The sequence below is a fragment of the Mesorhizobium sp. WSM4849 genome, from assembly GCF_055811385.1.
Map to the genome: position 1 here is coordinate 1 of NZ_JBVVPW010000034.1, position 25816 is coordinate 25816.

Consider the following 25816-nt stretch of genomic DNA (forward strand, 5'->3'; position numbering starts at 1 on the left):
CCGCGCCCCCCCTTGCGCTTCTTCATCTCCCGCGCCCCCCCCCCCCCTCTTTCTTTCCCCCCCCCCCCCCCCCGCGGGCCGCCCCCCCCCCCCCCCCCGCTTCAGTTCTCGTTGTTATGCGTGTCGTTGTCCCAAAACCGCTGCGCACTTTTGGGCGACATGCATCAAGCCTGACCAGCGCTATTCCGCGTTGCGTGCGCATCGAACGGTGCGAGGAGGAGGGGAAAGAACCGGCAAGAAGAACCGCGATCGGGGAGCTATTCGTTGCTTTGTGACGGCAGTTATGCTAGTAGTTTGGCCATGGTGCTGATTGCGCCGACGACCCGCCGCCGAGGCGGGTTTTTTGTGTCGGGTTTCGGCGCTATCCTTCGCAAACTCCTAATCTTCCGCCTTCCCTTCCCCCCATGCCACACATATATTCGCGGCGGTTCGCGACACGAAACAGATGCCGAAGCGGGAGGCCCCTATGGCGACATTGCAGAATTTCGATGCCGAAATTGCCAAGACCAAGCAGGTCGTGCAGGACATGCGCACGAAAATCGAGCAGTCCGGCACGGTGCTCGACACGCTCGCCAAGACCGACAAGAAGATCGGCGACGCCAATTTCGACCTCGAGAACGCCCGCATCGAGGATGTGCTGAAGCAGCAGAAGGTGATGGAAGGCAACATCGCCGACCTGATCATCGGGCTGGAGGACGCCACCAACGTCTTCGGCGCCGAATTCGAGAGCATGAAGAACTACACCGGCTGGGAAAGCCTCGTCGGCATATTTTCCGACCAGAGCAAGCAACGCATGCGCACCGACCGCGTCCGCAACATGTCGCTGGCCGGCAATCTGCAGGAGCTTCTGGCGAAATCCGACACCATCGTCGGCATCCTCAAGGCGCAGAAGCAGATCCTCGACCAGCGTTACAAGACCTCCGAGGCCAGCCTGTCGCAGGTGATCGAGCGCCGCAAGGCGACCATGTCCAATCTGGAGACCGTGCAGAAGCGTATCGAGGAGCTCAATCCGATGCTGCTCGACATCGAGAACAAGATCGCCGCCTCGATCAGCCAGAAGGAGCGCACCGAGCTCGAAGGCGACCGTTCGAAACTGGCCACGGAGTACAACGAGAAGCAGGCCAAGGAGCAGGAGCTGCTGGCCGAAAGCCAGACGCTGGAGCGCTACACCTCGATGTTCCAGACCTTCGTCGATTCGCTCAACAACCAGATCGCGGCGCAGTCGACGCTGATCAACAAGCTGACCATCGATACCGAGCAGCGCATCGTCCTTTACAAGGCGCTGGAAGACTCGCTGAAGACCGCCGCCCAGCAGGACGTCGCCCACAAGATCAACACGCTGGGCAGCCAGGTCGACAACACCGCCGAGGAGACCATGGCCGGCATCGGCGCGGCCTCGCAGAAGCACATCGGCGATCTCCTCGAAATGCACGAGAAGAACATGGTGGCGACCGCCGACATCCAGCGCCGCAAGAAGTTGGCCGACGATGCCTTTGCCCGCCGCTTCGACGACGTGCTGAAGAAGCACAATGCGGCAAACTACGTGCAGTCGTAATTGCTGCACCCGCATCGCTCCGAAGGGCTGGCTGCATGACCCCCGAAAATGAAGCGGCAGCGCGGTATTTCTCGGCGATCACCGCGGCGCTCAGCGGCCTCGAAGTATTCATGCGCGACGATCGCTCGCCGCTCTACCGGCACGGCATCGTCGCCAAGATCGTCGCCGAATACATCGCGCGGCTCGACAACTCGTTTTCCTGCTGGCGCAACCGGCTGGGCTTCGTGGAGACGTTCCGTATTTCGCGCGCCGAAAGCGGCTTTCCGGTCTTCCAGAACGTGCTCGAACTGGAAAACGATCGCCGCCAGGCCGATACGCGTCTCGCCAACATACCCCTGGCCGACGAGTTGCGCGAGGAAATGGCCGACTTCATCCTGCGCCACAAGGATTTCCCCGAGGCGCTGCAGAAGTCGATGGCCGAGCGGCTCTATCTGGAGGGCGTCAGGAGCGAGACGACCTTCGGGCCGTTCACCTTGGCGCAGACGGCAAAAGTCTCGGTCAATCCGAAGACCGGGCGACCCTACTATCTCGTCCATTGGGCCGCCTTCGACGGCAGCGCCAACCTGCCGCTGGTCTACATGGTGACGGTCGAGGATTCCTCCGAAGAGATGATCGGGCAGCTTGTCGACCGCAACGGCAAGCTCAACGACAAGGTCGACATTCCGCTTCCGGTTGACGGGCTGCTCAATCCTGAGCTCGCCCACCGTTTCGACGACTTCACCGAGAAGAATTCCGCCTACAGCCTGTCGCCGGCGACGATCGCGGTCAACCTCGACAAGGATTTCGAGCCGCTCCATCCCAAGCAGCTGCGCCGCGTCGTGCTCGGTCCGTTCTATTCGGCAGGCATCACCGAGAACAATTCGACGGTGAGCGAAGTGCTGGCCAAGGTGCGCAAGCCGGAAAACGCCTGGCTGCTGACCTGGACCATCCAGGAGGTCTATTCCAAGGCCGAGAAGCCAGGTCGCAAAGGACTTTTCTCAAGCGAGAAGGCGACGCAGGAATTCTTCATCGACACCGACGATCTGGAGGCCGCGCGCCAAGGCGTATCGAGTTACGAGAAGCACGCGCTGATCCCGCATGAGGCCTATCAGGCGCTCTACGCCGCCGGCGAGGCGCAGAAGATCTTTTCCGGCTACAAGGTCCACATCCTGTCGAAGGGACAGGTCATCAGTGACGTCTGACCGTCAAACCGCGGAGCATCCTTCATGGACACCGGCCTGACCACGATTTCGGAAGCGGCAATCGAAAAGCACCGCGCCACGGCGCAGAGCTTCATCACCCGCATCGTCGTGCTGGAGGATCCGTCGCGGGAATCCGGAACGGCACTTGCCGGCACCAACCGCCGCTTCGTCTCGACCGTCTCGGTCGGCTCGGCGCGCCGCACACGCGAGGTCGAGCTTTCCAAGACCGTCGCCGCCGTCCATCCCGACGACCAGTTGCTGAGCATTGCACAGCACATGCTGCTGTTTCGCACCCGGCGCGGGCTGGCAATCGCGCTGGCCATCGCTGATGTCTTCGCCGAAGGCTCAGATCTCGAGAGCTTGAAGGCGAAAAACGCCCGCGCCCCGCTCGAAGGCGACGAGGCCGCCACCTTCAAGAAGCTGCTGTCGGCCTCGGCCTATGTTTCGGCCTTCAGCCTCGCCTCCTATCTGTTCCAGCTGATCGACAGCGACGGCGAGGCACCGAACGACACGCCCGAGCCGGACTTCCTGTTCGACACGCCGCAGGATGCGGTGAAGTCAATTGTTGCCGGCCTCGACAGGGCGATATCAGGGGCGAAGGACGACGCCGACCTGATGACCCGCGCGCGTGCCTTCGCCCGCGTCGCCATCGACGGGCTTTTGGCGCGAAAAGGCCGCTTCGACGGCATCGGTCCGTTCGAGAACGCGCATATCCGCATCGACGTCGACGACTTCACTCTTGACGGCTTCGACGTCGCACCGGGCAAGCGGTCGAAGCCGCTGGTGATGACCTTCAAAAAGCCGGAGGAGGTCGTCGGCAACCACATTGCCAAGTACCAGTCGGTGAAGCTTGCCAAGATGCTGATGGCTTACGATTTCGAGCGCGAGCTGAACCCGTTCGTCGAACTCGGCGGCTTCCTGTTCACCTTCATCGGCGACGGCGCGCCCGGTACCGGCAAGACGACGCTGATCCAGATGATCGCCGGTCTCGTCAACGGTTACTGCCAGGTCGCCGGCTATCCCTTCGGCTACGAGAATTTCGGCGTTGACCAGATCTCCTCCTATCAGGGCAAGTCGGGCCAGAACTGCCGCCAGTTCATCAACAATGTGCTGAACCCGCGCCTCATCGGCTTCGGCACCATCGACGATATCGATCAGGTGGCTGCCCGCCGCTCCGACGATCGCGCCTCGGCCGGCCAGCAGGAAATCACCGGGGTCCTGATGGACGCGTTCGGGGGCGCCGGCACGGTGGTGCGCGGCAACTGCTCCTTCGGCATGTTCTCCAACTATCCCGAGAACGTCGACGACGCGCTGCGCCAGCGCGCCGGCGCCCGCTGGCTGGTCGATGGGCCGCAGAGCCGCGACGATTACATCGACATCTTCGTGCTGCTCGCCGGCAAGAACCACAAGATCCCGCTCGGCGACCACAAGCTCTACGCCGCCCAGGAAATCCAGCGCGCGGTGATGGAAGCCTATGAAGAGCATGAGAAGCCCAGGGAGGACGGGCTGATGAAGGTCTATGAGCGCTACATGAAGGAGAACGGCGCACCGAAGTCGATGGCCGATATCGGCACCTATCTGCACATGATCAAGGAGGCCGAGCCGCGCTTCACCGGGCGCGCCATCAAGAACGTAACCGATGCGATCAAGATGCGCGCCATGGACTTCGAGCTGCCGGACGAGTGGTTCGAGAAGCCGGAAGTCTTCATGCACAAGGGCTACGACGACAAGAAGGCGATGATCGAGGAACTGCGCGGCCCGTTCTCGATGGAGATGGTCATGCAGGAGGTCAACCGCTACGCCGACTCGGAGTTCCGCTATTCCGACAAGTCCGACGACGCGGCGGTAACCAAGATGATCCGCGACACCCGCCTGCGCGACCGCGCGGTCCGCGAGATCGAGGAGTTGAAGAAGAAGGGCCTGTGGAATGCGTGAGGTTCTTCCTTCTCCCCGTTCGCGGGGAGAAGGTGCCCGAAGGGCGGATGAGGGGCAGCGAATGCGTGGTGGAAACGAACCGAAAGTATCAAAGGCCCGGCAACTTCGGAAAGTTGAAAACGACGCCGAGGAAAAACTCTGGAGCGAACTGCGTGGACGGAGATTGAATGGCCATAAATTTGTTCGTCAACTGCCAATCGGTCCATATTTTGCAGACTTTGCCTACCGTGAAGCCAATCTGGTTGTGGAAGTTGATGGAAGCCAGCACGCAAATCGATCTCAGGATCGGTACAGGGACGAAACGATGAACCGGAACGGCTGGTCGGTGCTGCGGGTGTGGCACGCTGATGTCCTAGCGAGTCGCAAAAGCGTGTTGGATACGATCGTAGCGGTCCTGGACGGTCGACTGGATAAAAAAATGATCGCTGTCGACGCGAAATTTCTGCCGTCAGCAACTTCAGAGGAAAGATGATGAGCGTCTGCGCCGCCCCTCATCCGCCCTTCGGGCACCTTCTCCCCGTGAACGGGGAGAAGGAAGAATGAGCCCCGCCCGGAAACCCGATCTGCTGCGCGAGAACGAGCTGATCTATGGCCGGCTGCTGACCATCGACGAGCCGCATCTCATCCAGCGCTACAACAAGGCTTTGGTCGCCTTCGGCCTGAAGCCGACGAAGCTGAAAAGCTTCGAGATCGACCGCACCGGCTTCTCGCCGCAGGTGGCCGAGGAATGCGGCGACTATAACTACCTCGATCCCAACGAGATCAACCGCCGTTTCATCATCCTGACCCCGTCGCAGATCGAACTGCCGGTGGTCCACACCGCCTTTTCCAACACCTCGCAACTGATGTTCGAGTTCATGTCGACGAACCAGCGCGCCATCGACGCGCTGACCATCAAGGATGTCATCTACGGCGAGATCGAGGATTCGGTCCCCAAGGTCGACGACATCGAGGATCTGCTGTCGATCAACCAGGTCGAGTTCAAGGTGCTGTCGGCGGAGGACGTGCTCGGCAAGGCCGCCGAACTCGGCAAGCTCGTCGACCAGCTGAAGCAGGAGCCGGACGCCTGGCGCGACAACGCCATGCTCACCCGCATGGTGGAGCTTGCCAAGGTCTGCGGCGACATCCGCGAGAACGCGCTGGTGCCGGATCAGGTGATCTTTCGCCACAGCGCCTATTGGACCAGCCATTTCGGCGGGCTCTATGTGTTCATCGACCCTGATATGACGACGGTGATCAGCGACCCGGCAGCACCCGGCTTCCGCCGCTCGCGGCCGTGGCAGGTAAGCTACCTCTCGATCAATGATGCCGACAGGGTGTTCAAGTTCCTCGCCGCGACCGGCCGCATCGAACTGCCGCGTGCCTCATGGATCGAAACATCAGGCTATCTCGAACATCGCGCTGAGATTGTGGTGCGCGCGCTGATCCGCGACGCCGAGCCCGACCGCAACCTGACCGACGTCGACAAAGTCTGGCTGCAGACCTGGATCCACGGCCATGCCGACCTGATCACCAGGGACGGTAATTTTCCCTTTCTCAACGCCGCCAAGCGCGAGATCGCTCACCTCGGCTATCTCAAGATCGAGGACGTGTTCCCGCAGCAGCGTTTCCTGGCGATCCGGGCCAAGCCCGGCCATCCCGACGCCTGGCTGACCAACCAGCTGATCTCGGATTTCGTGCCGCAGGACTTCGTCTCGCGCTACGTGTTCAACAAACCGGGCTTCTACAGGGACTATGACGGCTTCAGCGACGCCTGGCGATCGCATGTTGTGGACGTTCTGAAAACCACATATCTGAAAGACAAGGTGGCGTTTCGCACACGCCTCTACGGCCTTACCGATTGAATGACCGGCTGACTGACGAGGGGGTGACATCGCCATGCTTGATCCGATCGTGAATTTCTTCACACGGATTTTCCAGTGGATCGGCCGCGGTATCGGCTTCGCCATCGGCGTGATCCTGTGGCCGTTCATGTGGGCTGGGCGCTGGTACACGCAGCGCGGCTGGATCCTGAAGGCGGTGCTCGGCCTCGCTCTGCTCATGCTGGTCGGCCTCTACGGCTACTTCATCTGGAACACGCAGGTCTGGAGCAATTTCAATCCCGCCTATGCGCAGGCATATAATTTCACGCAGCCAGCCGGAACCGCCCCGCCGCAGCCCGCTCCTTCTGCCACCGGGGAAACCGCTGGCGTCGAGGGAGAAGTCAAGACCTGCACCAACTCGGCCATTGTCCAGGTCGCGGCCGATCTCATCGATTTCAACGTCAACGAGAACGCCTGGATCTCGTCGATGATACTCTACAAGCTCGGGTTCTTCGGTATGGACTGGGACCGCACGCCGTTTCTCGACAACAAGGCCTCCTTCCAGCGCGGGGTCAATCAGGCCATCCGGCGCACCGCTGTCGAGCTTGTCGACACGCTGGGCCGCGTACGCGGCACCAGCCAGATCGACCAGAACCTGCAGGATGCGCGCGGCGCGATCACCTTCGATGAGGAAACCTGGTATTTCGGCCTCAGGCCCTTTGGTCCGAAAACCCCGACGCCGAGTTTCTATCGCACGGCGGCGAGCAGCCTTCGCGCCTTCAACGACCGGCTGATGAAATGCGAGGTTGTCTTCAACGCGCGCGCCGACAATCTGTTGCAGTTCGTCGACCGGATCGCGAGTGACATAGGCTCGACGTCGGACATGATCCGCGACCGTTCGCAGAACTTCAACAGCGGCTGGTTCGACACGCGCGCTGACGACCGCTTCTGGTTCGCCTACGGCCAGCTCTACGGCTATTACGGCATCCTGACGGCGGCGCATCACGACTTCCAGCAGATCCTCGACAATCGCGGCCTCACGCCACTGTGGAACAGCGTAGAAGGCCAGCTCAAGGCAGCGCTCGCCATCCGGCCTTTCATAATCTCCAACGGCCGCGAGGACGGCTGGATCATGCCCACCCACCTCACCACGATGGGATTCTATGTGCTTAGGGTGCGATCGAACCTCGTCGAGATCAGGTCCGTTCTGGATCGGTGAAGCAAGCGACTGGTGGAAGACGCCCTGGCTTGAAATCACTGCCGGTACTGGTCGGGATCCAGCAACCTTCTGTCGCAGTGGTTCGGTTGCGCATTGCGGGGAGCGGAACCTGATCGTCTCGTCGTCGTTCAATCGTGGGCGGCAGCCAGCGAGGACACGCGATGGATATCCGCGAAATTGCTCGAAATTTCTATGCCACGATCGATGCGCAAGACTGGGATAAACTGGCCAGTCTGGTCTCTCCGGATCTCGCCGTTCATCTCGCCAGCGCCAACCCGATCGGCTTCGACGACTGGCGCAAATCGCTGACCGAGTTCTTTGTCGGATTCCCGGACGGACATCACGTCATCGACGACTATGTCAGCGATGCCGACAAGGTGGTCACGCGCGGCCGCTTTCAGGGCACGCACACCGGCATCTTCCATGGCGTCGAACCGAGCGGAAATTGCGTCTCGGTTGGTGTAATTAACATTGATCGCGTCGAGAACGGCATCGTGGTCGAACATTTCGGCCAGCTTGACGGCTTGGGGCTGATGCACCAGATCGGCGCATTCTAGCGCGACCGCTCGAAGCGCCGACCGGCGCGCGAACCCTGTCGCATTCCGTGCATTCCGCGGCTGTTTTGAGACGGCAGAACGACGCGTGCTCTGGCTTCTATACGGCGCGACAACCGGGCGCGAAGACCCGGGACAGGTCGACCGGGAAACACCACAACCTTTCTTCATAGGAAACATAGTTGCATGCAGGTTGACGCCACAGCAGCGACAGGGTTAGAACGTGCCCTCGCCTGCAGTGCCGGGCTGTTTCGAACAGGCTTGCGACCACACTGATCAAACCCGTCCCCTCCACCGTCCAATCCAGAGGAAAGCCGCCATGGCCGAAGTGAAGTCCGACATCGAGATCGCGCGCGCCGCCGACAAGAAGCAGATCCAGGAGATCGGCCAGAAGATCGGCATTCCGAGCGAGCATCTTTTGCCTTACGGCCACGACAAGGCGAAGATCTCGGCCGAGTTCATCAAGTCGGTGAAGGCAAACAAGGACGGCAAGCTGATCCTCGTCACCGCCATCAACCCGACGCCGGCCGGCGAAGGCAAGACGACGACGACGGTGGGCCTCGGCGACGGTCTCAATCGCATTGGCAAGAAGGCCATCGTCTGCATCCGTGAGGCCTCGCTCGGGCCGAATTTCGGCGTCAAGGGCGGTGCTGCCGGCGGCGGCTATGCGCAGGTCGTGCCGATGGAGGACATGAACCTCCACTTCACCGGCGATTTCCATGCCATCACCACGGCGCATAATCTGCTTTCGGCGCTGATCGACAACCACATCTACTGGGGCAACGACCTCGGCATCGACATCCGCCGCGTCGTCTGGCGCCGCGTCATGGACATGAACGACCGGGCGCTGCGCGAGATCATCTGCTCGCTCGGCGGCGTCGCCAACGGCTTTCCGCGCGAGGGGGGCTTCGACATCACCGTCGCCTCGGAAGTCATGGCGATCCTCTGCCTCGCCACCGACCTGAAGGACCTGGAAAAGCGCCTCGGCGACATCATCGTCGCCTACCGCCGCGACAAGTCGGCCGTCTACGCCCGCGACCTCAAGGCAGACGGCGCCATGGCCGTGCTGCTGAAGGACGCCATGCAGCCCAACCTGGTGCAGACGCTGGAGAACAACCCGGCCTTCGTCCATGGCGGCCCCTTCGCCAACATCGCGCATGGCTGCAACTCGGTCGTCGCCACCACGACGGCGCTGAAGCTTGCCGACTATGTCGTCACCGAAGCCGGTTTTGGCGCCGATCTCGGTGCCGAAAAATTCTTCGACATCAAGTGCCGCAAGGCCGGCCTGAAGCCGGCGGCAGCGGTCATCGTCGCCACCGTGCGCGCGATGAAGATGAATGGCGGCGTCAAGAAGGAAGACCTCGGCAAGGAGAATGTCGAGGCGGTCAAGAAGGGCTGCGCCAACCTCGGCCGTCACGTCGAGAATATCAGGCAGTTCGGTGTGCCGGCGGTGGTCGCCATCAACCATTTCTATTCCGACACCGACGCCGAGATCCAGGCGATGAAGGACTATGTCGCCTCGATGGGCGAAGAGGCAGTCCTGTGCAAGCACTGGGCCAAGGGGTCGGCCGGCATCGAGGAGCTCGCCAGCAGGGTGGTGGCGCTTGCCGAATCCGGCGTGTCGCAGTTTGCGCCGCTCTATCCCGACGCCATGCCGCTGTTCGAGAAGATCAACACCATCGTCCAGCGCATCTATCGCGGTTCCGAAGCGATCGCCGACAAGTCGGTTCGCGACCAGCTCCACGCCTGGGAGCACGCCGGCTACGGCAACCTGCCGGTCTGCATGGCCAAGACGCAATATTCCTTCTCGACCGACCCGAACCTGCGCGGCGCGCCGACCGGCCACACCGTGCCGGTGCGCGAGGTCAGGCTGTCTGCCGGCGCCGGCTTCATCGTCGTCATCTGCGGCGAGGTCATGACCATGCCTGGTCTGCCCAAGGCGCCGTCTTCGGAAAAGATCTTCCTGAACGAGATAGGCCAGATCGAAGGGCTGTTCTGAGAATTCTGAAGGCCGGAATGACGAGGGCGCCGCATCGCTGCGGCGCCCACTTTGCTTCTCCGCGACAATTTTTTAAGCGGCGCTCCGCGCCAGCGCGCGCTGGTTGGAAGCGTGGATCGTGTCGCGTTCTGGCAGCGCGCCGGTCTTCAGGCAGTCGATCCATTCGGCGGTCTTGAGAACAGCCGCAAAGCGCGACTGCAAGACAACAGTCACCACGCGATGGATATCCTCGGCCGAAGCGTAGCCGGCGCTGTTGGCATAGGGCACAGAGCCGGTGGCGTCGGACAGGAACTCCACGGCAAAACCCATATGGACAGCGTGGATGACTGTCGACAGATCGCAGTTATGCGTCATGTAACCGACGACGGTGATCGTATCGATGCCGTTGGCGCGCAACCAGTCCTCTAGGTCGGTACCGGTGAAGGCGCTCGGCAGGTTTTTTCGACATAATGATCGCGGCTTCGCCTTGATATCTCGGGATGCAATTCGGCGCCGTGGCTACCCCTAGCAAAGATTGGCGACGTCTCGGGCGCCAGCTGCTTGATAACCACGACCTTGACGCCTGCTTGGGCGGCCGCGTCCATGGCGCGTGCTGCGTTGACGACGCTGTCGCGAAACGGCGGATACTGGATGGCGAGGTTGCCGCCGTCATAGTCGTTCTGGATGTCGACGACGATGAGGGCACGGCGTGGCGCCTTGCCTTTTGCTGATTCCGACATGGGGTTTTCCTTTCCCGTTTGACATTGATGGGTCGAGGATAGGCTCGGCATTGGAACGCAAAAAGTGTCCCGATTGACATTGATCGAAAGAATTGGGACAATCCAGGCACCAACCCTCATTGGTGCTCGTCATGGCCGATCCGATCGTTGCCGCCATCGCCTTCGATGGCATCAGCCCGTTCCACCTTTCCGTGCCGTGCCTTGTATTCGCAGAGGATCGCACGGCGCTCGGCCTGCCGCGCTTCGACTTCCGCGTCTGCGCGATTGAGAACGGGCCGATCCGCACCGATGCGGGGCTGACCATCAGCGTCCCCCACGGGCTTTCCGCGCTCGATGGCACCGACATCGTCATCGTGCCTAGCTGGAAGAATCTCGAAGTCCTACCGCCAGCGGCACTGATCGAGGCGCTGCGTCGCGCGCACCAGCGCGGCGCGCTGATTGTCGGACTGTGCTTGGGAACGTTCGCTGTTGCGGCGACCGGACTGCTTTCGGGCCGGCGAGCCGCGACGCACTGGGCCTACACGGATCAGCTGCAGGCACTTTATCCCGACATTCTCGTCGAGCCGGAGGTGCTCTACGTCGACAATGGTGATGTCGTGACTTCGGCCGGTGTCGCCGCCGGGCTCGACTGCTGCCTGCACATCGTGCGGGCCCGCTGCGGGGCCGAGGCGGCGCTGCGCCTCGCCCGGCAGATTGTGCTTTCTCCTCATCGGCAGGGTGGGCAGGCGCAGTTCATAGAACGTCCCATCGCCAGAACCGGCAATGCCGACCGCTTCACACAGGCTCTCGACGCGGTGCGCAAGACGCTGGGCGAGTCGCACAGCCTGGACAGTGTCGCCGATGCCGCCGGCCTCACCCGCCGGACGTTCACGCGCCGCTTTCAAAAATCGATCGGAACCAGCTTCGGCGACTGGCTGATCGATCAGCGCGTTGCGCTGGCGCAGCGGCTGCTGGAAGCGACGGAAAAATCGATGGATTCGATCGCCTTCGAGGCCGGTTTCGGCCGTGCCACGTCGCTGCGCCAGCACTTCGCGGCGCGGCTCAGAACCACGCCAGCGCAGTACCGGCGCGAATTCTCGAAGAACGCTCAGCAGGAGCTCGTGGCGCAAGCGCCGAGGTGATGGTCAATCGATCCTGCCCCTTCTTGAAAGGGCTTGCGTCATCTGTCATATATAAAGCGACAGATGACGTTAGGAGGCAGGCTCGTGGCGATGGCATTGGAAAAGGCAGCTGCAAAGCCAAAAAACAATGAACTGCAGAAGGTGGCCAGATTGCTGGGCGGCACCCGCATTCTATCGCGGCACCTCCGGAGTGCGTTGGACGCCCATGAGCTGCTTGTGCACGGCCTGCCGGGTTCGGCGCTGGACCATCTCATTGGGCAGCTCGTCTTCATCCAGAAGACGGATTCGCTCGAGAAGGCCGTCGGCATGAGCTTGCGCACCTACCAGCGTCGGAAGGATGCCCCTTCCAAGCCTCTCAGCCAGGATCAGAGCGGTCGAACCTGGAAATTTGCGGAGATCCTGTCGAAAGCGACCGACGTGTTTGGTTCACAGGCGGAAGCCGAGCAATGGCTGGAGCGCCCGGCGATCGGGCTCGACCAGCGTCGTCCCATCGATCTTCTGGCAACCCCGGCGGGTGTCGAGCTTGTGGAAGACTATCTCGAGCGGCTTGAATACGGTGTTTATGCATGACGCCGCTGCCGGCGGTGCTTGGCGGCTCCGACGTCATTGGCTGGCGTCTCGATCAGGCTGCGTTTGCGCCTACATGGGACAGTGGCGAGGGCGCATACAGGGTCGGCGGACGATGGAACAGCAGGGGCGTGCGCGCGGTCTACTGCTCAATCGATCCTTCGACTGCAATTCTCGAAGTTGCAGTCCATAAAGGTTTTAGGGCGCTCGACACGATCGCGCATGTGATGACTGCGGCAATAATCAGCGATGTCACGGATGTGCATATCGTCGACCCTGCCGCCGTTCCGAACCCTAACTGGCTGCGTCCGGGCATCCCGAGCTCTGGGCAACAGGCATTCGGCGACAATCTTCTCAAACGACACCGGTTCGTGGTGATTCCGAGCGCGGTGTCGCAGAATAGCTGGAATCTGATCTTCGAGGCGAGCGTCGCGAAGGGCGCCTATGCGATGAAGATACAGGAGGCCTTTGCGCTCGATACGCGATTGCATCCACCTCCTGCTAAGTGACCGTGCTAATCTCGCCGCTTCGCTGATCCAGCTGGAACAAAGGATGCTCAGCCACGCCTGACCGGCCGCGCCGGGTTGCCGACAACCCTGGTGTTTGCCGGCACATCGCTCGTCACCACAGCACCCGCTCCGACAATGGCGCCGGCGCCGATGCTGATCCCGCCGAGGATGATGGCACTGCCGCCGATCCAGGCATTGTCACCGATCTCGACCGGCTTCGCGATCTCCAGCCCGGCCTGTCGACCCGCCGCCTCCTTGTGGTGCTCGGCGCAATAGATCTGCACATTGGGGCCGAGCAGCGTTCCCTTGCCGATGCGGACTGGCGCCGTATCGAGGATGGTGCAGCCGGCATTGAGAAAGACGCCGTCGCCGAGAAAGAGATTGAAGCCGTAGGCGCAGTGGAACGGCGCTTCGATCCGGGCGCCCTCGCCCACAGCGCCGAGCAGCGGCTTCAGGGCCGGTCCGACGTCGCCACGTTGCCGGGGCGGCAAGGAATTGTGTTCGAACACCGCGTCGCGTGCGACGATGCGCAGCGCCTCCAGCTCTGCGTCGAGGCAAGTGTACCACTCGCCCGCGGCCATTTTTACGCGCTCGCTTCTGTTCAAGGCGATGCCCTCCTGTCTTACCCTGCTGTTTCAACGTGGTGTCAAAGCACAGTCCATAAAAATCGGGTAACGCCAGACATCGCAGGCTCTGGTCAAATGCCGATCCTATGCTAGCCTACCCCGGCCGGGCTATCCCAGGCCGTGTGATCGAGGGGGATCAATCATGCTGTACATCCTTGCACTTCTGATCGGCGTCGTTGCCGGCCTTCGCGCCATGACCGCGCCTGCCGCCGTCGCCTGGGGCGCTTCTCTCGGCTGGCTGCCGGTCGCCGGAACCTGGGCTGGTTTCATGGGCCACTGGATCACCGTCGGCATCTTCACCATCCTGGCCATCGTCGAGCTGGTCACCGATCAGTTGCCGTCGACGCCGAGCCGCAAGGTGCCGCAGCAGTTCGGCGCACGCATTGTCATGGGCGCCTTCACCGGCGCGGTGATCGGGGCGACCGGCGGCGCCACCATCGGCGGCCTGATCGCCGGCGCAATCGGCGCGGTGATCGGCACGCTGGGCGGCGCCGAGCTGCGCAAACGTCTGGCGCTGGCTTTCGGCAAAGACCAGCCCGCAGCCTTCATCGAGGACGCGGTGGCGATCATCGGCGGCCTGCTGATCGTGGCGGCGGTGGCATGACGGCAAAGACATTCGACGCAATCATCATCGGCGCCGGACAGGCCGGCCCGCCGCTCGCCGGCCGGCTGACGGCGGCCGGCATGAGCGTGGCGCTGATCGAGCGCAAGCTGGTCGGCGGGACCTGCGTCAACACCGGCTGCATGCCGACCAAGGCCATGGTGGCCAGCGCTTATGCCGCGCATCTTGCCCGCCGCGCCGCCGACTACGGCGTGACGCTATCGGGTCCGGTCGGCGTCGACTACAAGGCGATCAAGGCACGCAAGGACAAGGTGTCGGACGACGCCCGCGGCAACCTCGAAAGCTGGATTGCCGGCATGGACAGATGCACGCTTTATCGCGGCCATGCGCGCTTCGAATCGGCCAACACCGTGCGCGTCGGCGACGACCTGCTGAGCGCCGGGAAAATATTCATCAACACCGGCGGCCGTGCCTCGGTGCCGGACCTGCCAGGCGTCAACGACATTTCGTTCCTGACCAATTCGTCGATGATGGATCTCGACGTGCTGCCGCGCCACCTCATCGTCGTCGGCGGCAGTTACGTCTCGCTCGAATTCGCGCAGATGTTCCGCCGTTTCGGTTCAGAGGTCACGGTGATCGAGAAAACCCCGCGGCTGATCGGCCGCGAGGACGAGGATGTCTCGGCCGCCATCCTGTCCATCTTCGAAAACGAAGACATCACCGTCCATCTCGGCGCCGACGACATCGGCTTCGCCAGGCAGGGCAGCGACATTGCTGTGACGTTCTCCGCCGGCAAGGCGCCGGCGGTCGGCTCGCATGTGCTGCTGGCAGTGGGCCGGACGCCCAACACCGACGATCTCGGCCTCGACAAGGCCGGGGTCGAGGTCGACAAACGCGGCTTCATTGTCGTTGACGACCAGCTTCGCACCAGCGTGCCCGGCATCTGGGCGATGGGCGACTGCAACGGCAAGGGCGCCTTCACCCACACCTCTTACAATGACTACGAGATCGTCGCCGCCAATCTGCTCGACGACGATCCGCGCAAGGTGAGCGACCGCATCGAAGCCTATGCGCTCTATACCGACCCGCCGCTCGGCCGCTGCGGCATGACCGAGACAGCGGTAAGAAAGTCCGGCCGTCGCGCGCTGGTCGGCCAGCGGCCGATGACCCGCGTCGGCCGCGCCATCGAGAAAGGCGAAACGCAAGGCTTCATGAAGATCCTGGTCGACGCCGACACCAGGGAGATCCTCGGCTGTTCGGTGCTCGGCCCCGGCGGCGACGAGGCGATCCACTGCGTGCTTGATCTGATGTACGCCAAGGCGCCGGTCAGCACGCTCGCGCGGGCAACCCATATTCACCCCAACGTCTCGGAACTTCTGCCCACCATCGCCCAGGAGTTGAAGCCGCTGGCATAGGCTAGACCGCAAGCGGCAAGCGCACAACGGCGCGGCTTTGGCGCCGCTGGCTGTCGCCGTGGCGGTGATGTCGCAGATGCTGGAATCGCCAGCTGCTGATGACCGCCGAATAGTTGCGCCCATAGCGCAGCAGGCTGGACCAATCGACAGCGTATCGGCGAAAGGGCATGTGTTTGGCCTCTTTCCTGGAGGCGTATCATGCAGAAATCGATCGAGCGCATTGCCGGCGACAGCGAAGGCGTTTCCTACGAATTCCCAGTGCTCCGCTTTGACGGCAGCGACAAGGCCGCACCTTCGGCTTATCTGCAGGCGGCACTTCATGCCGGCGAACTGCCGGGGGTCGTCGCCATCGACGCGCTGATGCCGATGCTCGAAAAGGCCGAAGCGGAAGGCCGCATCAAGGGCGATATCACCATCGTACCCCAGGCCAATCCGATCGGCCGCGCCCAGTATCATTTCGGCGAGCATCAGGGCCGTTTTCACTTGGGCACCCGCACCAACTTCAACCGCGGCTTTCCGCTGCTGGCCGCGCCTGACCCGACGCTCTTGCCGGACGCCGCGTTTGGCACGGCCGACCAGCGGCTGAAGACGCGGCTGCTGCAGCTGTCGATCGGCCACGACATCGTGCTCGACCTGCACTGCGACGACGAGGGCCTCGCCTACCTCTATGTCCATGCCAGCCTATGGCCTGCCATGGCGGATTGTGCGGCGGCCATGGGCGTCGATGCGGTGATCCTGTGGGGTGAGGACACCGACGGCACCTTCGAAGGCGCCTCGATCACACCGTATCTGAACCTCCCTGCCGATGTGGCCCGGTTCGACGGGCGCGTCGCCACCACGGTCGAGTATCGCGGCATGCTCGATGTCGACGGCGCTCTGGCCGGCGCCGACGCCGAAGGGCTCTATCGGCTGCTGGTGGGGCGCGGCGTGGTCCTGGACCAGGCCTTGTCCACGCCCGGCAGCTTCACCGGTATCGTTGCACCGCTCGAAAACATCGACATGATGCCGGCGCCGCGGGCGGGCGCGGTCCTCTACGACGTGAAGCCCGGCGACCGTGTGGCAAAAGGCGCACTGCTCGCCACCATCGTTCATGCGCCGGGTGAAGCCGACGGCCGCACGCAGGTGTTCGCGCCGCAGGCGGGCATCATCCTGACACGGCGTTCCCGGCGCATCATCCGTGCCGGCGAAGATCTGCTGAAGCTGGTCGGCGACAGGAAGAGCGCCGATGCACGATCGGGAACGCTGGAGGATTGAGGGGCTCATGCCCTTCTCCGTGCCCTCCATTGAATCCAGTTGCGCGGCCGTTCAATCGCCGCTATTGGAATCGCCATGAACATGCGCTCGATCAAGACCGTTTGGTGGTGGGCTCGCTGACAGCGGCCTGTTCGAACGCGTGCGCGTGAAAATAGAAGGTGGCCGCAACGGAATGTCCGGGCGGCCATTTGTTTTTTCAAGCCATGCCCCGGGTCCGTTGCCCCAAGACGCTGAAATAGCCAAGACGCTGATGGAGACGGCAATGACGACGAAAATTCTGGAGAACGGGGCGGAGCGCTTCGTCACGGCGGGTGGCGTGACGATTACCCGCGAGCGCCATGATCGGCCTTATGAAGGCGCGATCGACGCCTATATCGACGGGCTGAATTCACGCCGTGGCGCCGTGTTTTCCTCGAATTACGAATATCCCGGCCGCTATACGCGTTGGGACACCGCCATGATCGACCCGCCGCTGGTGATCTCGGCGCGTGGCCGCGCAGTGCACATCGAGGCGCTGAACAGCCGCGGCGAGGTGCTTCTGCCGGTGATCGGCAAGGTGCTTGGCAGGCTTGACGACGTGACGATCGCCGAGACGTCGAAGAGACTGATCCGCCTCGATGTGGCCAAGCCAGGCCGTATCTTCACCGAAGAAGAACGCAGCCGCGTTCCCTCCGTCTTCACCGTGCTGCGCGCCATCACCGCGCTGTTCAAGACGGAGGAAGACGCCAATCTCGGCCTCTATGGCGCCTTCGGCTACGATCTCGCCTTCCAGTTCGATCCGGTCGACTACAAGCTGGAGCGCCAGCAAAGCCAGCGCGACCTCGTGCTGTTCCTGCCCGACGAGATCCTGGTCGTCGACCACTATTCGACCAAGGCCTGGACCGACCGCTACGATTATTCCGGCGACGGGTTTTCGACGGAGGGATTGCCGCGCGACGAAATCGTCGAGCCGTTCAAGACCGCCGACCGCATCCCGCCGCGCGGCGACCATGCGCCCGGCGAATATGCCAATCTGGTGCGCAAGGCGATGGAGAGCTTCAAGCGCGGCGATCTGTTCGAGGTTGTGCCCGGCCAGATGTTCTACGAGCGCTGCGAGACACCGCCCTCTGACATCTCCCGCAAGCTGAAGAGCATCAACCCCTCGCCCTATTCCTTCTTCATCAATCTCGGCGAGGGCGAATACCTGATCGGCGCCTCGCCCGAAATGTTCGTGCGCGTCAATGGCCGCCGTGTCGAGACCTGCCCGATCTCCGGCACGATCAAGCGCGGCGACGACGCCATTTCCGACTCGGAGCAGATCCTGAAGCTGCTCAATTCGAAGAAAGACGAATCCGAGCTGACCATGTGCTCGGACGTCGACCGCAACGACAAGTCGAGGGTCTGCGACCCAGGCTCGGTGCGCGTCATCGGCCGCCGCCAGATCGAGATGTATTCGCGGCTGATCCACACCGTCGACCATATCGAGGGACGGCTGCGCGAAGGCATGGACGCCTTCGACGCGTTCCTGTCGCATGCCTGGGCGGTCACCGTCACCGGCGCGCCGAAATTATGGGCGATGCGCTTCATCGAGCAGAACGAGAAGAGCCCGCGCGCCTGGTATGGCGGGGCGATCGGCATGGTCAATTTCAACGGTGACATGAACACCGGCATGACGCTTCGCACCATCCGGATCAAGGACGGCATCGCCGAGGTGCGCGCCGGCGCCACGCTGCTCTTCGACAGCATTCCCGAGGAAGAAGAAGCCGAAACCGAACTGAAGGCATCCGCCATGATCTCCGCCATCCGCGACGCCAAATCAGGCAATGCCGCCGACACCGAACGCGCCACCGCGCGCGTCGGCGACGGCGTCAACATCCTGCTGGTCGACCACGAGGACTCCTTCGTCCACACGCTGGCCAACTATTTCCGCCAGACCGGCGCCAATGTCTCGACCGTGCGCACGCCTGTGCCGGACGAGGTCTTCGACCGGCTGAAACCCAATCTGGTCGTGCTGTCGCCCGGTCCCGGCACGCCGAAGGACTTCGACTGCGCCGCCACCATCAAGCGAGCCCGCGCGCGCGACCTGCCGATCTTCGGCGTCTGCCTCGGCCTGCAGGCGCTGGCCGAGGCCTATGGCGGAGAACTGCGGCAGCTGCACGTGCCGATGCATGGCAAACCGTCGCGTATCCGCGTGTCGAAGCCGGGCATCATCTTTTCCGGCCTGCCCAAGGAGGTGACGGTCGGGCGCTATCACTCGATCTTCGCCGATCCGGTCCGCCTGCCCGACGGCTTCGTTGTCACAGCCGAGACGGAAGAAGGCGTCATCATGGCCTTCGAGCACAGCAAGGAGCCGATCGCTGCGGTGCAGTTCCACCCGGAATCGATCATGACGCTCGGCCACAATGCCGGCATGCGCATCATTGAGAACATCGTTGCGCATCTGCCGCGCAAGGCCAAGGAAAAGGCGGCTTAGCTCCGGTTTCGGCGGCCGGAAGCAATCAATGACCGCTATTGATTCGAAAAACGCCGCCAAGCGCAAGGTCGCCAGCCTCGCGTTCTGGTCGATCATCGTCGCTTTCGTCGTGCTCGGCCTGAAGCTGGCGGCCTGGTACATCACCGGTTCCGTGGCGCTGTATTCGGACGCGCTGGAATCGATCGTCAACGTCATTGCCTCTGCCGCCGCCTATTGGGCGATCCAGGTCAGCTACAAGCCGGCCGACCAGGATCATCCGTTCGGCCACCACAAGGCCGAGTATTTCTCGGCTGTTTTGGAAGGCGTGCTGATCGTGCTGGCAGCCCTTCTGATCCTCAACGAAGTGTGGTGGTACTGGCGGCATCCCATCCCGCTCGAACAGCCCTGGACCGGCCTTGCCATCAACGGCGTCGCGACGGTGATCAACGCCTTCTGGGCCTTGACGCTGATCCGTGCCGGCCGTGCCGAGAAGTCGCCGGCACTGGTCGCAGACGGCAGGCACATCATGACCGACGTGGCGACCTCCGTCGGCGTGTTCGTTGGTCTGGTCGGCGCGGTGCTCACCGGCTGGCAAGTCCTCGATCCCGCTCTCGCCGTCATCGTCGCGCTGAACATCCTGTTTCAGGGCTGGCACGTGATCGGCTCGTCGATGAACGGACTGATGGACCGCGCCGTCGATACACACGAGCACATACACATCCGCGACATCATCTCGGCCAATTGCAAGGGCGCAATGGAGGTCCACGATCTCAAGACGCGGATTGCCGGCCGCGCCACCTTCATCGAGTTCCACCTGGTCGTCGACGCCGACATGTCGGTGGGCGCCAGCCACGTCATCTGCGACCGCATCGAAGATGCGCTGAAGGCCGAAAATCCCTCGGTGCGCGTCACCATCCATGTCGAGCCGGACGACGAGGCAAAACTGCCCAAGGGCACGACGGCCGTGCCGTTCGCGTGAAGCGGCGATCATCAGATCTATGTCGGTCGTTCTAACGCTGCCTCGACAAAGTCGTCGTCAAGCGGCCCGGTCACCTGGTCGAGCCAAGCCCAATCCTGCGCGAGCGGCTCTAGGATGACCGCCCGGCCTTGGCGGCGGATCGAAACCTCCTCGGTTTCGAAACGAAATTCCTTGGGCAGACGCACCGCCTGCGAGCGGCCTGACCAGAACACCTTTGCCTTGTTCATATGCCGTCCTTTCTGACCCGAAAGGGTCAAGGCGCGCAGGCAGCCTGTGGCATCGGCTCCAGCCGGTAGACCTTGTCGTCGGATGCGGTCTCGCCTCCGGCCGCCTTCGAGCACAGGTCGATGATCGGCAGGCTGTTGTTGGGGTTGGCCAGCATCATCGTGCCGTTGGCGCCGCGGCGCAGATAAATCTCCCTGGCCGCGATGTCGCAGGAGAAATCGCTCGTCTTCACGCTCGCCACACAGTGCCACTGGTCCGCTTCGCCTGCACAACTGTAGCTCTGCGTGACCTTGGCAGCCTTGTGGCGCGTAGTGACGGAAACGGCAATGTCGGCACCGCTCGGCCAATTTGTGGGATCGCCGTCCTTGGCGAAGGAGGCCAGCTCGATCGGGCCCCGGAAAACCCGGATGGTGTGGGTAAGCTGATCGGGATGCGAGCCGAGATGCGCGGCATCGTAGTCGCGCCCGTAGCAGAACGGCTGGTCCGGTTTCAGCCGCTCACGCAGCGGTGCTCCCAGCGCCGGATCGACCGGATCGATCCGCGCGAATTCGGCCTTGCAGGTCTGCGCCGGCATGCGGTCGAGCCGAAAGCCGTCGTCTTCCGTGCCGAGTGCCTGCTTGGTAAACTCCTTTTCGCCCAGCTCTTCCTCGGCGCCGGCATCGAGATAAAGGTTGCGGTGCACGCCGGAGACGATCAGCCGGCCTTTTTCATCGACGTTCAGTAAGGCCATGGTGCGGTCGCATTCCATGCCGCAATGGATCTCGCCCGATTGCGAATCATCCTTGCCGCACCAACCGCCGACCCAATCGGGCTTTTTGGCGCTGCGCACAGTCGTCGCCATGAAGCCGTTGTAGCCGGACGGAGCGCTGCTCGGCTCCTCGTTCGGGTGGCTGACCGGATCGCTGCCATAGTAGAAGAAAATCCGTCCCACCTTCTGGTTCGGATGTACCTTGAGATGCGCGGCATCATAGACACGCCCGAAACAGGCATCCTTGCCGTCCTGGCTGAGTTCGGTGAGCTCAGGCGTATCGTCGGCAAGGGCCGTGCCGGCAACAGCGGCAAGCAAGGCGCCACCAAGTCCGGCGCCCACAATGGTCCTCGATGTCATGTGCCCCTCCTCGCCCGACAGGACGTGACTTCAATTTATGCTAGGATCGAGGCCGAAGCCACGCAATTTGCGAGGACTGCATACTGGAGAACGACATGATGCGACGCCGCGATATTTTCCGTGTGGGCCTTGCCGGGGCCGCTGGCCTCTTCGGGCTGCGCCAGCTGAAGGCGGCGGCTGTGGAAGAAAGGCAGAAGGTCGCCTATCACCTCAGTGACCTCGACAAGGTCGGCTTCGTTTTGGGCAATATCAAGAACCATTATGAGGGCACCGGCGGCAAGGTCGACATCGTGCTGGTCGTGCATGGACCGGCCCTCGCCGCCTTCAAGTCGAAGAGCGCGTCAGCTGCCATTTCCAGCCGTTTTTCCGGCCTGGTCCGCGACGGGCTGACCCCGCATGCTTGCGCCAACACCATGCACGGCATGGATGTTGCGCTCACCGATCTCCTCGATGGCTTCCATGCCGCCGAGACCGGCGGCGTCGTCAAGCTCGCCGAATTGCAGCGTCAGGGCTACGCCTATTTGCGGCCCTGAACCTCTACTGACTTGAATATGAGGGCGGCGAGGCCCTACGAAGAGTGGGAGAGTCCCGGAGGAATAGACGTGCCAGCCACCACAACCGCCCTTGTCACCCCCACTTTGGTCATCCCCGACCTCGCCGGCAAGGCCGTGCTGATCACCGGCGCTTCGACCGGCATCGGGGCGGCACTTGCACTGGCCTACGCCGCGCAGAAATGCCGCGTCGCACTGCATTACAATTCAAGCCGGGCGGCTGCCGAAAACCTGGCCGCGACCATCCGCAACGGCGGCGGCGAGGTATTCCCAGTCCAGGGCGATTTCTCGATCCCCGCCGATGTCGAGCGCGTGATCGAAGACAGCGCGCAACATTTCGGCCGGCTCGACGGTCTCGTCAACAATGCCGGCGGCATGCTTGGGCGCGTGCCCTATGCCGAACTGACCGAGGCGCATTACGACGCGGTGATGGACCTCAACGCCCGCTCCGTGCTGACCGCATCGCGCAAGGCGATGCCATGGCTGAAGCGCCAGGGCGGCTTCATCGTCAACACCTCGTCGATTGCGGCGCGCAATGGCGCCGGCGGCGGCGCCGGCCTTTATGGCTCGGCCAAGGCCTTCGTCTCCAATGTGACCCGCGGCATGGCCAAGGAACTGATCGGCTTCAACATCCGCGTCAACGCGGTGGCGCCGGGCACCATCGCGACGCCTTTCCACGAGCGCTATTCGACCGAGGAGCACATGAAGGGCATGGTGGCCACCATTCCTCAGGGCCGCGCCGGCACGCCCGAGGACTGCGTCGGCGCCTATCTGTTCCTCTCGTCCGCTCTGTTGAGCGGTTACATCACCGGCCAGGTGATCGAGGTGAATGGTGGCCAGTTGATGCCGTGAGCGGCGACCTGCATACTTGTCGCGGAAGCCAACGGAGAAAACGGCAATGTACGGTCTGATCGGCAAGATGCGGGCGACGCGCGGCCAGCGCGACGCAATGATGGATGTCCTGCTTGCCAGCACCGGCGCCATGCCTGGCTGCCTGAGCTACATCATCGCCACTGACCCGGCCGATGCCGACGCGATCTGGGTGACCGAGGTGTGGACCGACCAGGCAAGCCACAAGGCTTCGCTGCAACTGCCGCAAGTTCAGGCGGCGATCGCCAAGGCGCGGCCGATCATCGCCGGCTTCGAATTCCAGGTCGAGACCCAGCCGGTAGGCGGCTTCGGCCTGCCCGCCGTTAAAACCGGCTGACGCCTGAGCGGACGCATTTTTCGCCGCCGCGGGGTTCGCATCTCCCCTCTTCGGGTCTAAGACCGAAAAATGGATTCCCTGCCAGACCAGCCGACCGTCGAACGCATGGCGCAGATACCCAAAGCCTGGCAGTGGCTGGCCCTCCTGATCTTCTCGATCCTGTTTGCCGGCGCGCTGGAATTCGCCGCCTTGCCGGCGGCGCTGCTGATCGGGCCGATGCTGGCGGCGATCCTGGCCGGCACCAACGGCGCCACGGTGCGCGTGCCGCGCCCTTTGTTCGGCGCCGCCCAGGCGATCGTCGGCTGCCTTGTCGCCGCTTCGATCTCTGCGGACATCTTTCCGGTCTTCTACAGGGAATGGCCGCTGTTCCTCGGCACCGTGGTGGCGACCGTTGCTGCGTCAAGCCTGCTCGGCTGGCTGATCAGCCGCTGGCGTATCCTGCCCGGCACCACCGCAGTTTGGGGCTCATCGCCGGGCGCGGCCACCGCCATGGTGTTGATGGCAGGCGCATTGGGCGCCGACCAGCGCCTCGTCGCCTTCATGCAATATCTGCGCGTCATCTTCGTCTCGATGACTGCGGCCCTTATCGCACGCATGTGGGTCGACACATCGGGTATCGAGATTCCGCCCATCGTCTGGATTCCACCGATCGATCCGCAGGCCTTCGCCGCCACCATCGGCATCGCCCTCGTCGGTGGCCTGATGGGAAAGCTGTTCAGGCTGCCGTCGCCCTTCTTTCTCGGCACCTTCATCTTCGGCGCGGTGATTCACCTCGGTCTTGGCGTGCCGATGCAATTGCCAAACTGGCTGCTGGCCGCCAGCTACGCGATGGTCGGATGGTCGATCGGATTGAACTTCACGCGGCCGATCCTGCGTCACGCGACGCGGGCGCTGCCGCAGATCGTCGGCTCCATCATCGCGCTGATCGCCTTTTGCGGCGGTCTCGGCTTCATGATCAGCCATTTGCTCGGCGTCGATCCGCTGACCGCCTATCTGGCCACCAGCCCCGGCGGCATGGACAGCGTCGCCATCATCGCCGCCGCCGCGCAGAACGTCGACATCTCCTTCGTCATGGCGCTGCAGTCGGCCCGCTTCCTGGTCGTTCTGCTGGTCGGGCCGAGCGTGGCGCGGCTGGTGGCAAGAAGCCTGAAGGAATGACCCGCTCGCGCAGATGTGTTCCGCCGCACCGTTACGGTGCGGACAGTCACGCAATCACCAGGCTGGAGATGAGATCGCCGTCCAGCGTGAAGGTCATGTCGCCCTCACCGTTGAAGCCATTGCCCTTCACGGCAATGCGAACCTCATAGGTGCCGTCCACAGCTGCGACGCAGACAATGCTGAGATGGGACTGCATGCCGATATTGTCCGACTGGTTCCAGCGCGCGATCTCTGCGCGCCCCTTGAAGGTGCGGCCCCAGTCGCTCAGCAATGCATCCGCCGTGAACGTGTCGAGAAACGTCGCAGTGTCACCTTCATTGGTGGCCTCGACGAAGCGTCGGATGGGATCGGGCGGGGTCATCAATCCAGCCTGTGCATCAGGTCATCATCCAGCCAGCGGGCGAAGAAATACACCAGTTGCTTGTGCCACCATGGCCAGTCATGGCTGACATCGCCTCCCCAATAGTCGACCCAGGCGGGAATGGACTTTTCGCGCAGCACCTGTTCCAGCGCCCGTGTCTCGACCAGCATCCGTTCTTCCCATGCCCCCTGCCCGCAACAGAAGATCAGCCTCAGCGCCTTCAGCCGGCCGAGCAGTTTCTGGTCGACGATGCCAGGCAGATAGTCGAGCGGTGAGTTGAAGAAGATGTTGCCGTCGAGCGCCTCTCCGAAGAAGTCGCGGGTCGAATAGACCCCCGACAGCGCAATCACGCCGCTGCCCAGTTCCGGAAATCGGAAGACGAAGTTCGACGCATGATAGCCGCCCATCGAACAGCCTGAAAACAACGGCTTCAGCGTGCGCCCGCCATTGGCCTCGGTCGCTGTAGAGAGAACTTCCGGCATCGCCTCTTCGCGCACATAGCGGAAATAGGCCTCGTGGCGAGCGATGCGGTCGGCCGGGTCGGTATGCTTGGCGAAGAAGGATTCCGAATCGATGCCGTCGAGGGTGAAGAGTTGGATGCGGCCAGTGTCGATAAACTCCGAAAGCACTGCGACCCCGCCGGAATCCTCGAACTGGTAGAACCGTCCTTGCGAGGTCGGGAACACCACCACCGGCCGCCCGGCATGGCCGTAGCGCTTGTATTCCATGTCGCGGCCAAGGTTGCGGGCAAAACCCTTGTGATAAGAAATATCCATCG

Annotated in this window: 25 protein-coding genes and 1 pseudogene; 20 read left to right on the forward strand and 6 right to left on the reverse strand. The window is 62.8% G+C overall.

Annotation, left to right across the window (positions count from 1 at the left end; genetic code table 11):
* The first annotated feature begins 466 nt into the window (after positions 1-466).
* The 8 genes from AC0L3L_RS29135 to AC0L3L_RS29170 all read left to right on the forward strand — a co-directional run bounded on the left by AC0L3L_RS29135 (position 467) and on the right by AC0L3L_RS29170 (position 10245).
* Positions 467-1555, forward strand: coding sequence for a hypothetical protein (locus AC0L3L_RS29135; protein WP_473486819.1), 1089 nt, complete (start codon positions 467-469; stop codon positions 1553-1555).
* 35 nt (positions 1556-1590) lie between these two features.
* Positions 1591-2736 carry a hypothetical protein gene (locus AC0L3L_RS29140; RefSeq protein ID WP_473640469.1) on the forward strand — a complete coding sequence of 382 codons (1146 nt, stop codon included), beginning with the start codon at positions 1591-1593 and terminating at the stop codon, positions 2734-2736.
* 24 nt (positions 2737-2760) lie between these two features.
* Positions 2761-4671, forward strand: a complete 1911-nt coding sequence (locus AC0L3L_RS29145; RefSeq protein WP_473640470.1) for an AAA family ATPase — start codon at positions 2761-2763, stop codon at positions 4669-4671.
* 61 nt (positions 4672-4732) lie between these two features.
* Positions 4733-5143 carry an endonuclease domain-containing protein gene (locus tag AC0L3L_RS29150; protein ID WP_473640472.1) on the forward strand — a complete coding sequence of 137 codons (411 nt, stop codon included), beginning with the start codon at positions 4733-4735 and terminating at the stop codon, positions 5141-5143.
* A gap of 67 nt (positions 5144-5210) precedes the next feature.
* The gene (locus AC0L3L_RS29155; RefSeq protein WP_473640474.1) at positions 5211-6515 is read left to right on the forward strand and encodes a DUF6638 family protein; all 1305 of its coding nucleotides are present in this window, start codon (positions 5211-5213) and stop codon (positions 6513-6515) included.
* 34 nt (positions 6516-6549) lie between these two features.
* Positions 6550-7692 carry a DUF2333 family protein gene (locus tag AC0L3L_RS29160; protein WP_473640476.1) on the forward strand — a complete coding sequence of 381 codons (1143 nt, stop codon included), beginning with the start codon at positions 6550-6552 and terminating at the stop codon, positions 7690-7692.
* Between the two features lie 161 nt (positions 7693-7853).
* Entirely contained in the window at positions 7854-8249 is a 396-nt protein-coding gene (locus tag AC0L3L_RS29165; RefSeq protein ID WP_473640478.1) for an ester cyclase, read from the forward strand.
* Between the two features lie 316 nt (positions 8250-8565).
* The gene (locus AC0L3L_RS29170; protein WP_473640480.1) at positions 8566-10245 is read left to right on the forward strand and encodes a formate--tetrahydrofolate ligase; all 1680 of its coding nucleotides are present in this window, start codon (positions 8566-8568) and stop codon (positions 10243-10245) included.
* Positions 10246-10317: 72 nt separating this feature from the next.
* Here the strand turns inward: AC0L3L_RS29170 and AC0L3L_RS29175 are convergent.
* Positions 10318-11084 (reverse strand): annotated as a pseudogene (locus AC0L3L_RS29175) (cysteine hydrolase family protein).
* A gap of 11 nt (positions 11085-11095) precedes the next feature.
* Here AC0L3L_RS29175 and AC0L3L_RS29180 point away from each other — a divergent pair.
* The 3 genes from AC0L3L_RS29180 (at position 11096) to AC0L3L_RS29190 (ending at position 13161) form a co-directional block, all read left to right on the forward strand.
* Complete coding sequence (locus AC0L3L_RS29180) at positions 11096-12085, forward strand: helix-turn-helix domain-containing protein (RefSeq protein ID WP_473640482.1); 990 nt, start codon at positions 11096-11098, stop codon at positions 12083-12085.
* A gap of 90 nt (positions 12086-12175) precedes the next feature.
* The gene (gene parS / locus AC0L3L_RS29185; RefSeq protein ID WP_473527275.1) at positions 12176-12655 is read left to right on the forward strand and encodes a type II RES/Xre toxin-antitoxin system antitoxin; all 480 of its coding nucleotides are present in this window, start codon (positions 12176-12178) and stop codon (positions 12653-12655) included.
* A complete protein-coding gene (locus tag AC0L3L_RS29190) occupies positions 12652-13161 on the forward strand; it encodes an RES family NAD+ phosphorylase (RefSeq protein ID WP_473640484.1) in 510 nt (169 codons plus the stop codon). The genes parS and AC0L3L_RS29190 overlap by 4 nt, the downstream gene beginning before the upstream one ends.
* Positions 13162-13208: 47 nt before the next feature.
* Here the strand turns inward: AC0L3L_RS29190 and AC0L3L_RS29195 are convergent, their stop codons facing one another.
* Positions 13209-13766 (reverse strand): sugar O-acetyltransferase, encoded by a 558-nt coding sequence (locus AC0L3L_RS29195; RefSeq protein WP_473527256.1) that lies wholly within the window; start codon positions 13764-13766, stop codon positions 13209-13211.
* A gap of 163 nt (positions 13767-13929) precedes the next feature.
* Here AC0L3L_RS29195 and AC0L3L_RS29200 point away from each other — a divergent pair, with 163 nt between their 5' ends.
* The 5 genes from AC0L3L_RS29200 (at position 13930) to AC0L3L_RS29220 (ending at position 20428) form a co-directional block, all read left to right on the forward strand.
* Entirely contained in the window at positions 13930-14391 is a 462-nt protein-coding gene (locus AC0L3L_RS29200) for a DUF4126 domain-containing protein (RefSeq protein ID WP_473640486.1), read from the forward strand.
* Positions 14388-15764, forward strand: coding sequence for an FAD-containing oxidoreductase (locus AC0L3L_RS29205; RefSeq protein ID WP_473640488.1), 1377 nt, complete (start codon positions 14388-14390; stop codon positions 15762-15764). The genes AC0L3L_RS29200 and AC0L3L_RS29205 overlap by 4 nt, the downstream gene beginning before the upstream one ends.
* 198 nt (positions 15765-15962) lie before the next feature.
* Entirely contained in the window at positions 15963-17018 is a 1056-nt protein-coding gene (locus AC0L3L_RS29210; RefSeq protein ID WP_473640490.1) for a M14 family metallopeptidase, read from the forward strand.
* A 262-nt stretch (positions 17019-17280) separates the two neighbouring features.
* Positions 17281-19470: an anthranilate synthase gene (locus AC0L3L_RS29215; RefSeq protein ID WP_473640491.1), complete on the forward strand. Its 2190-nt coding sequence runs from the start codon at positions 17281-17283 to the stop codon at positions 19468-19470.
* A 28-nt stretch (positions 19471-19498) separates the two neighbouring features.
* Complete coding sequence (locus tag AC0L3L_RS29220; RefSeq protein WP_473640493.1) at positions 19499-20428, forward strand: cation diffusion facilitator family transporter; 930 nt, start codon at positions 19499-19501, stop codon at positions 20426-20428.
* Between the two features lie 17 nt (positions 20429-20445).
* Here the strand turns inward: AC0L3L_RS29220 and AC0L3L_RS29225 are convergent, their stop codons facing one another.
* Both AC0L3L_RS29225 and AC0L3L_RS29230 read right to left on the reverse strand, forming a co-directional pair.
* A complete protein-coding gene (locus AC0L3L_RS29225; RefSeq protein ID WP_192363614.1) occupies positions 20446-20655 on the reverse strand; it encodes an antitoxin in 210 nt (69 codons plus the stop codon).
* A gap of 26 nt (positions 20656-20681) precedes the next feature.
* Positions 20682-21761: a hypothetical protein gene (locus AC0L3L_RS29230; RefSeq protein ID WP_473640495.1), complete on the reverse strand. Its 1080-nt coding sequence runs from the start codon at positions 21759-21761 to the stop codon at positions 20682-20684.
* Between the two features lie 98 nt (positions 21762-21859).
* Here AC0L3L_RS29230 and AC0L3L_RS29235 point away from each other — a divergent pair, with 98 nt between their 5' ends.
* From AC0L3L_RS29235 to AC0L3L_RS29250, 4 genes are all read left to right on the forward strand, one after another.
* Positions 21860-22294 carry a DsrE family protein gene (locus tag AC0L3L_RS29235; RefSeq protein ID WP_473640546.1) on the forward strand — a complete coding sequence of 145 codons (435 nt, stop codon included), beginning with the start codon at positions 21860-21862 and terminating at the stop codon, positions 22292-22294.
* A 69-nt stretch (positions 22295-22363) separates the two neighbouring features.
* The gene (locus AC0L3L_RS29240; RefSeq protein ID WP_473640497.1) at positions 22364-23164 is read left to right on the forward strand and encodes an SDR family NAD(P)-dependent oxidoreductase; all 801 of its coding nucleotides are present in this window, start codon (positions 22364-22366) and stop codon (positions 23162-23164) included.
* Between the two features lie 46 nt (positions 23165-23210).
* Positions 23211-23519 carry a putative quinol monooxygenase gene (locus AC0L3L_RS29245; RefSeq protein WP_473640499.1) on the forward strand — a complete coding sequence of 103 codons (309 nt, stop codon included), beginning with the start codon at positions 23211-23213 and terminating at the stop codon, positions 23517-23519.
* 69 nt (positions 23520-23588) lie between these two features.
* On the forward strand, positions 23589-24677 hold the full coding sequence (locus AC0L3L_RS29250) for an AbrB family transcriptional regulator (RefSeq protein WP_473640501.1): 1089 nt from the start codon (positions 23589-23591) through the stop codon (positions 24675-24677).
* A gap of 46 nt (positions 24678-24723) precedes the next feature.
* On the opposite strand, the gene AC0L3L_RS29255 is transcribed toward AC0L3L_RS29250, so the two are convergent.
* Together AC0L3L_RS29255 and AC0L3L_RS29260 are read right to left on the reverse strand one after the other, a co-directional pair.
* A complete protein-coding gene (locus AC0L3L_RS29255) occupies positions 24724-25038 on the reverse strand; it encodes a nuclear transport factor 2 family protein (RefSeq protein WP_123149353.1) in 315 nt (104 codons plus the stop codon).
* Positions 25038-25814, reverse strand: a complete 777-nt coding sequence (locus tag AC0L3L_RS29260) for an esterase family protein (RefSeq protein WP_123149352.1) — start codon at positions 25812-25814, stop codon at positions 25038-25040. Before AC0L3L_RS29260 ends, AC0L3L_RS29255 begins: the two co-directional genes overlap by 1 nt.
* Positions 25815-25816 lie beyond the last annotated feature (2 nt).

Excerpts from the sequence above, each read along its gene's own strand:
- AC0L3L_RS29135 (WP_473486819.1), top strand. The coding sequence starts at position 467 with ATGGCGACATTGCAGAATTTCGATGCCGAAATTGCCAAGACCAAGCAG.
- AC0L3L_RS29165 (WP_473640478.1), top strand. The coding sequence starts at position 7,854 with ATGGATATCCGCGAAATTGCTCGAAATTTCTATGCCACGATCGATGCG.
- AC0L3L_RS29250 (WP_473640501.1), top strand. The coding sequence starts at position 23,589 with ATGGATTCCCTGCCAGACCAGCCGACCGTCGAACGCATGGCGCAGATA.
- AC0L3L_RS29140 (WP_473640469.1), top strand. The coding sequence starts at position 1,591 with ATGACCCCCGAAAATGAAGCGGCAGCGCGGTATTTCTCGGCGATCACC.
- AC0L3L_RS29235 (WP_473640546.1), top strand. The coding sequence starts at position 21,860 with ATGCGACGCCGCGATATTTTCCGTGTGGGCCTTGCCGGGGCCGCTGGC.
- AC0L3L_RS29205 (WP_473640488.1), top strand. The coding sequence starts at position 14,388 with ATGACGGCAAAGACATTCGACGCAATCATCATCGGCGCCGGACAGGCC.
- AC0L3L_RS29150 (WP_473640472.1), top strand. The coding sequence starts at position 4,733 with ATGCGTGGTGGAAACGAACCGAAAGTATCAAAGGCCCGGCAACTTCGG.
- AC0L3L_RS29170 (WP_473640480.1), top strand. The coding sequence starts at position 8,566 with ATGGCCGAAGTGAAGTCCGACATCGAGATCGCGCGCGCCGCCGACAAG.
- AC0L3L_RS29255 (WP_123149353.1), bottom strand. The coding sequence starts at position 25,038 with ATGACCCCGCCCGATCCCATCCGACGCTTCGTCGAGGCCACCAATGAA.
- AC0L3L_RS29260 (WP_123149352.1), bottom strand. The coding sequence starts at position 25,814 with ATGGATATTTCTTATCACAAGGGTTTTGCCCGCAACCTTGGCCGCGAC.
- AC0L3L_RS29245 (WP_473640499.1), top strand. The coding sequence starts at position 23,211 with ATGTACGGTCTGATCGGCAAGATGCGGGCGACGCGCGGCCAGCGCGAC.
- parS (WP_473527275.1), top strand. The coding sequence starts at position 12,176 with ATGGCATTGGAAAAGGCAGCTGCAAAGCCAAAAAACAATGAACTGCAG.
- AC0L3L_RS29220 (WP_473640493.1), top strand. The coding sequence starts at position 19,499 with ATGACCGCTATTGATTCGAAAAACGCCGCCAAGCGCAAGGTCGCCAGC.
- AC0L3L_RS29160 (WP_473640476.1), top strand. The coding sequence starts at position 6,550 with ATGCTTGATCCGATCGTGAATTTCTTCACACGGATTTTCCAGTGGATC.
- AC0L3L_RS29155 (WP_473640474.1), top strand. The coding sequence starts at position 5,211 with ATGAGCCCCGCCCGGAAACCCGATCTGCTGCGCGAGAACGAGCTGATC.
- AC0L3L_RS29190 (WP_473640484.1), top strand. The coding sequence starts at position 12,652 with ATGACGCCGCTGCCGGCGGTGCTTGGCGGCTCCGACGTCATTGGCTGG.
- AC0L3L_RS29230 (WP_473640495.1), bottom strand. The coding sequence starts at position 21,761 with ATGACATCGAGGACCATTGTGGGCGCCGGACTTGGTGGCGCCTTGCTT.
- AC0L3L_RS29215 (WP_473640491.1), top strand. The coding sequence starts at position 17,281 with ATGACGACGAAAATTCTGGAGAACGGGGCGGAGCGCTTCGTCACGGCG.
- AC0L3L_RS29145 (WP_473640470.1), top strand. The coding sequence starts at position 2,761 with ATGGACACCGGCCTGACCACGATTTCGGAAGCGGCAATCGAAAAGCAC.
- AC0L3L_RS29180 (WP_473640482.1), top strand. The coding sequence starts at position 11,096 with ATGGCCGATCCGATCGTTGCCGCCATCGCCTTCGATGGCATCAGCCCG.
- AC0L3L_RS29210 (WP_473640490.1), top strand. The coding sequence starts at position 15,963 with ATGCAGAAATCGATCGAGCGCATTGCCGGCGACAGCGAAGGCGTTTCC.
- AC0L3L_RS29225 (WP_192363614.1), bottom strand. The coding sequence starts at position 20,655 with ATGAACAAGGCAAAGGTGTTCTGGTCAGGCCGCTCGCAGGCGGTGCGT.
- AC0L3L_RS29200 (WP_473640486.1), top strand. The coding sequence starts at position 13,930 with ATGCTGTACATCCTTGCACTTCTGATCGGCGTCGTTGCCGGCCTTCGC.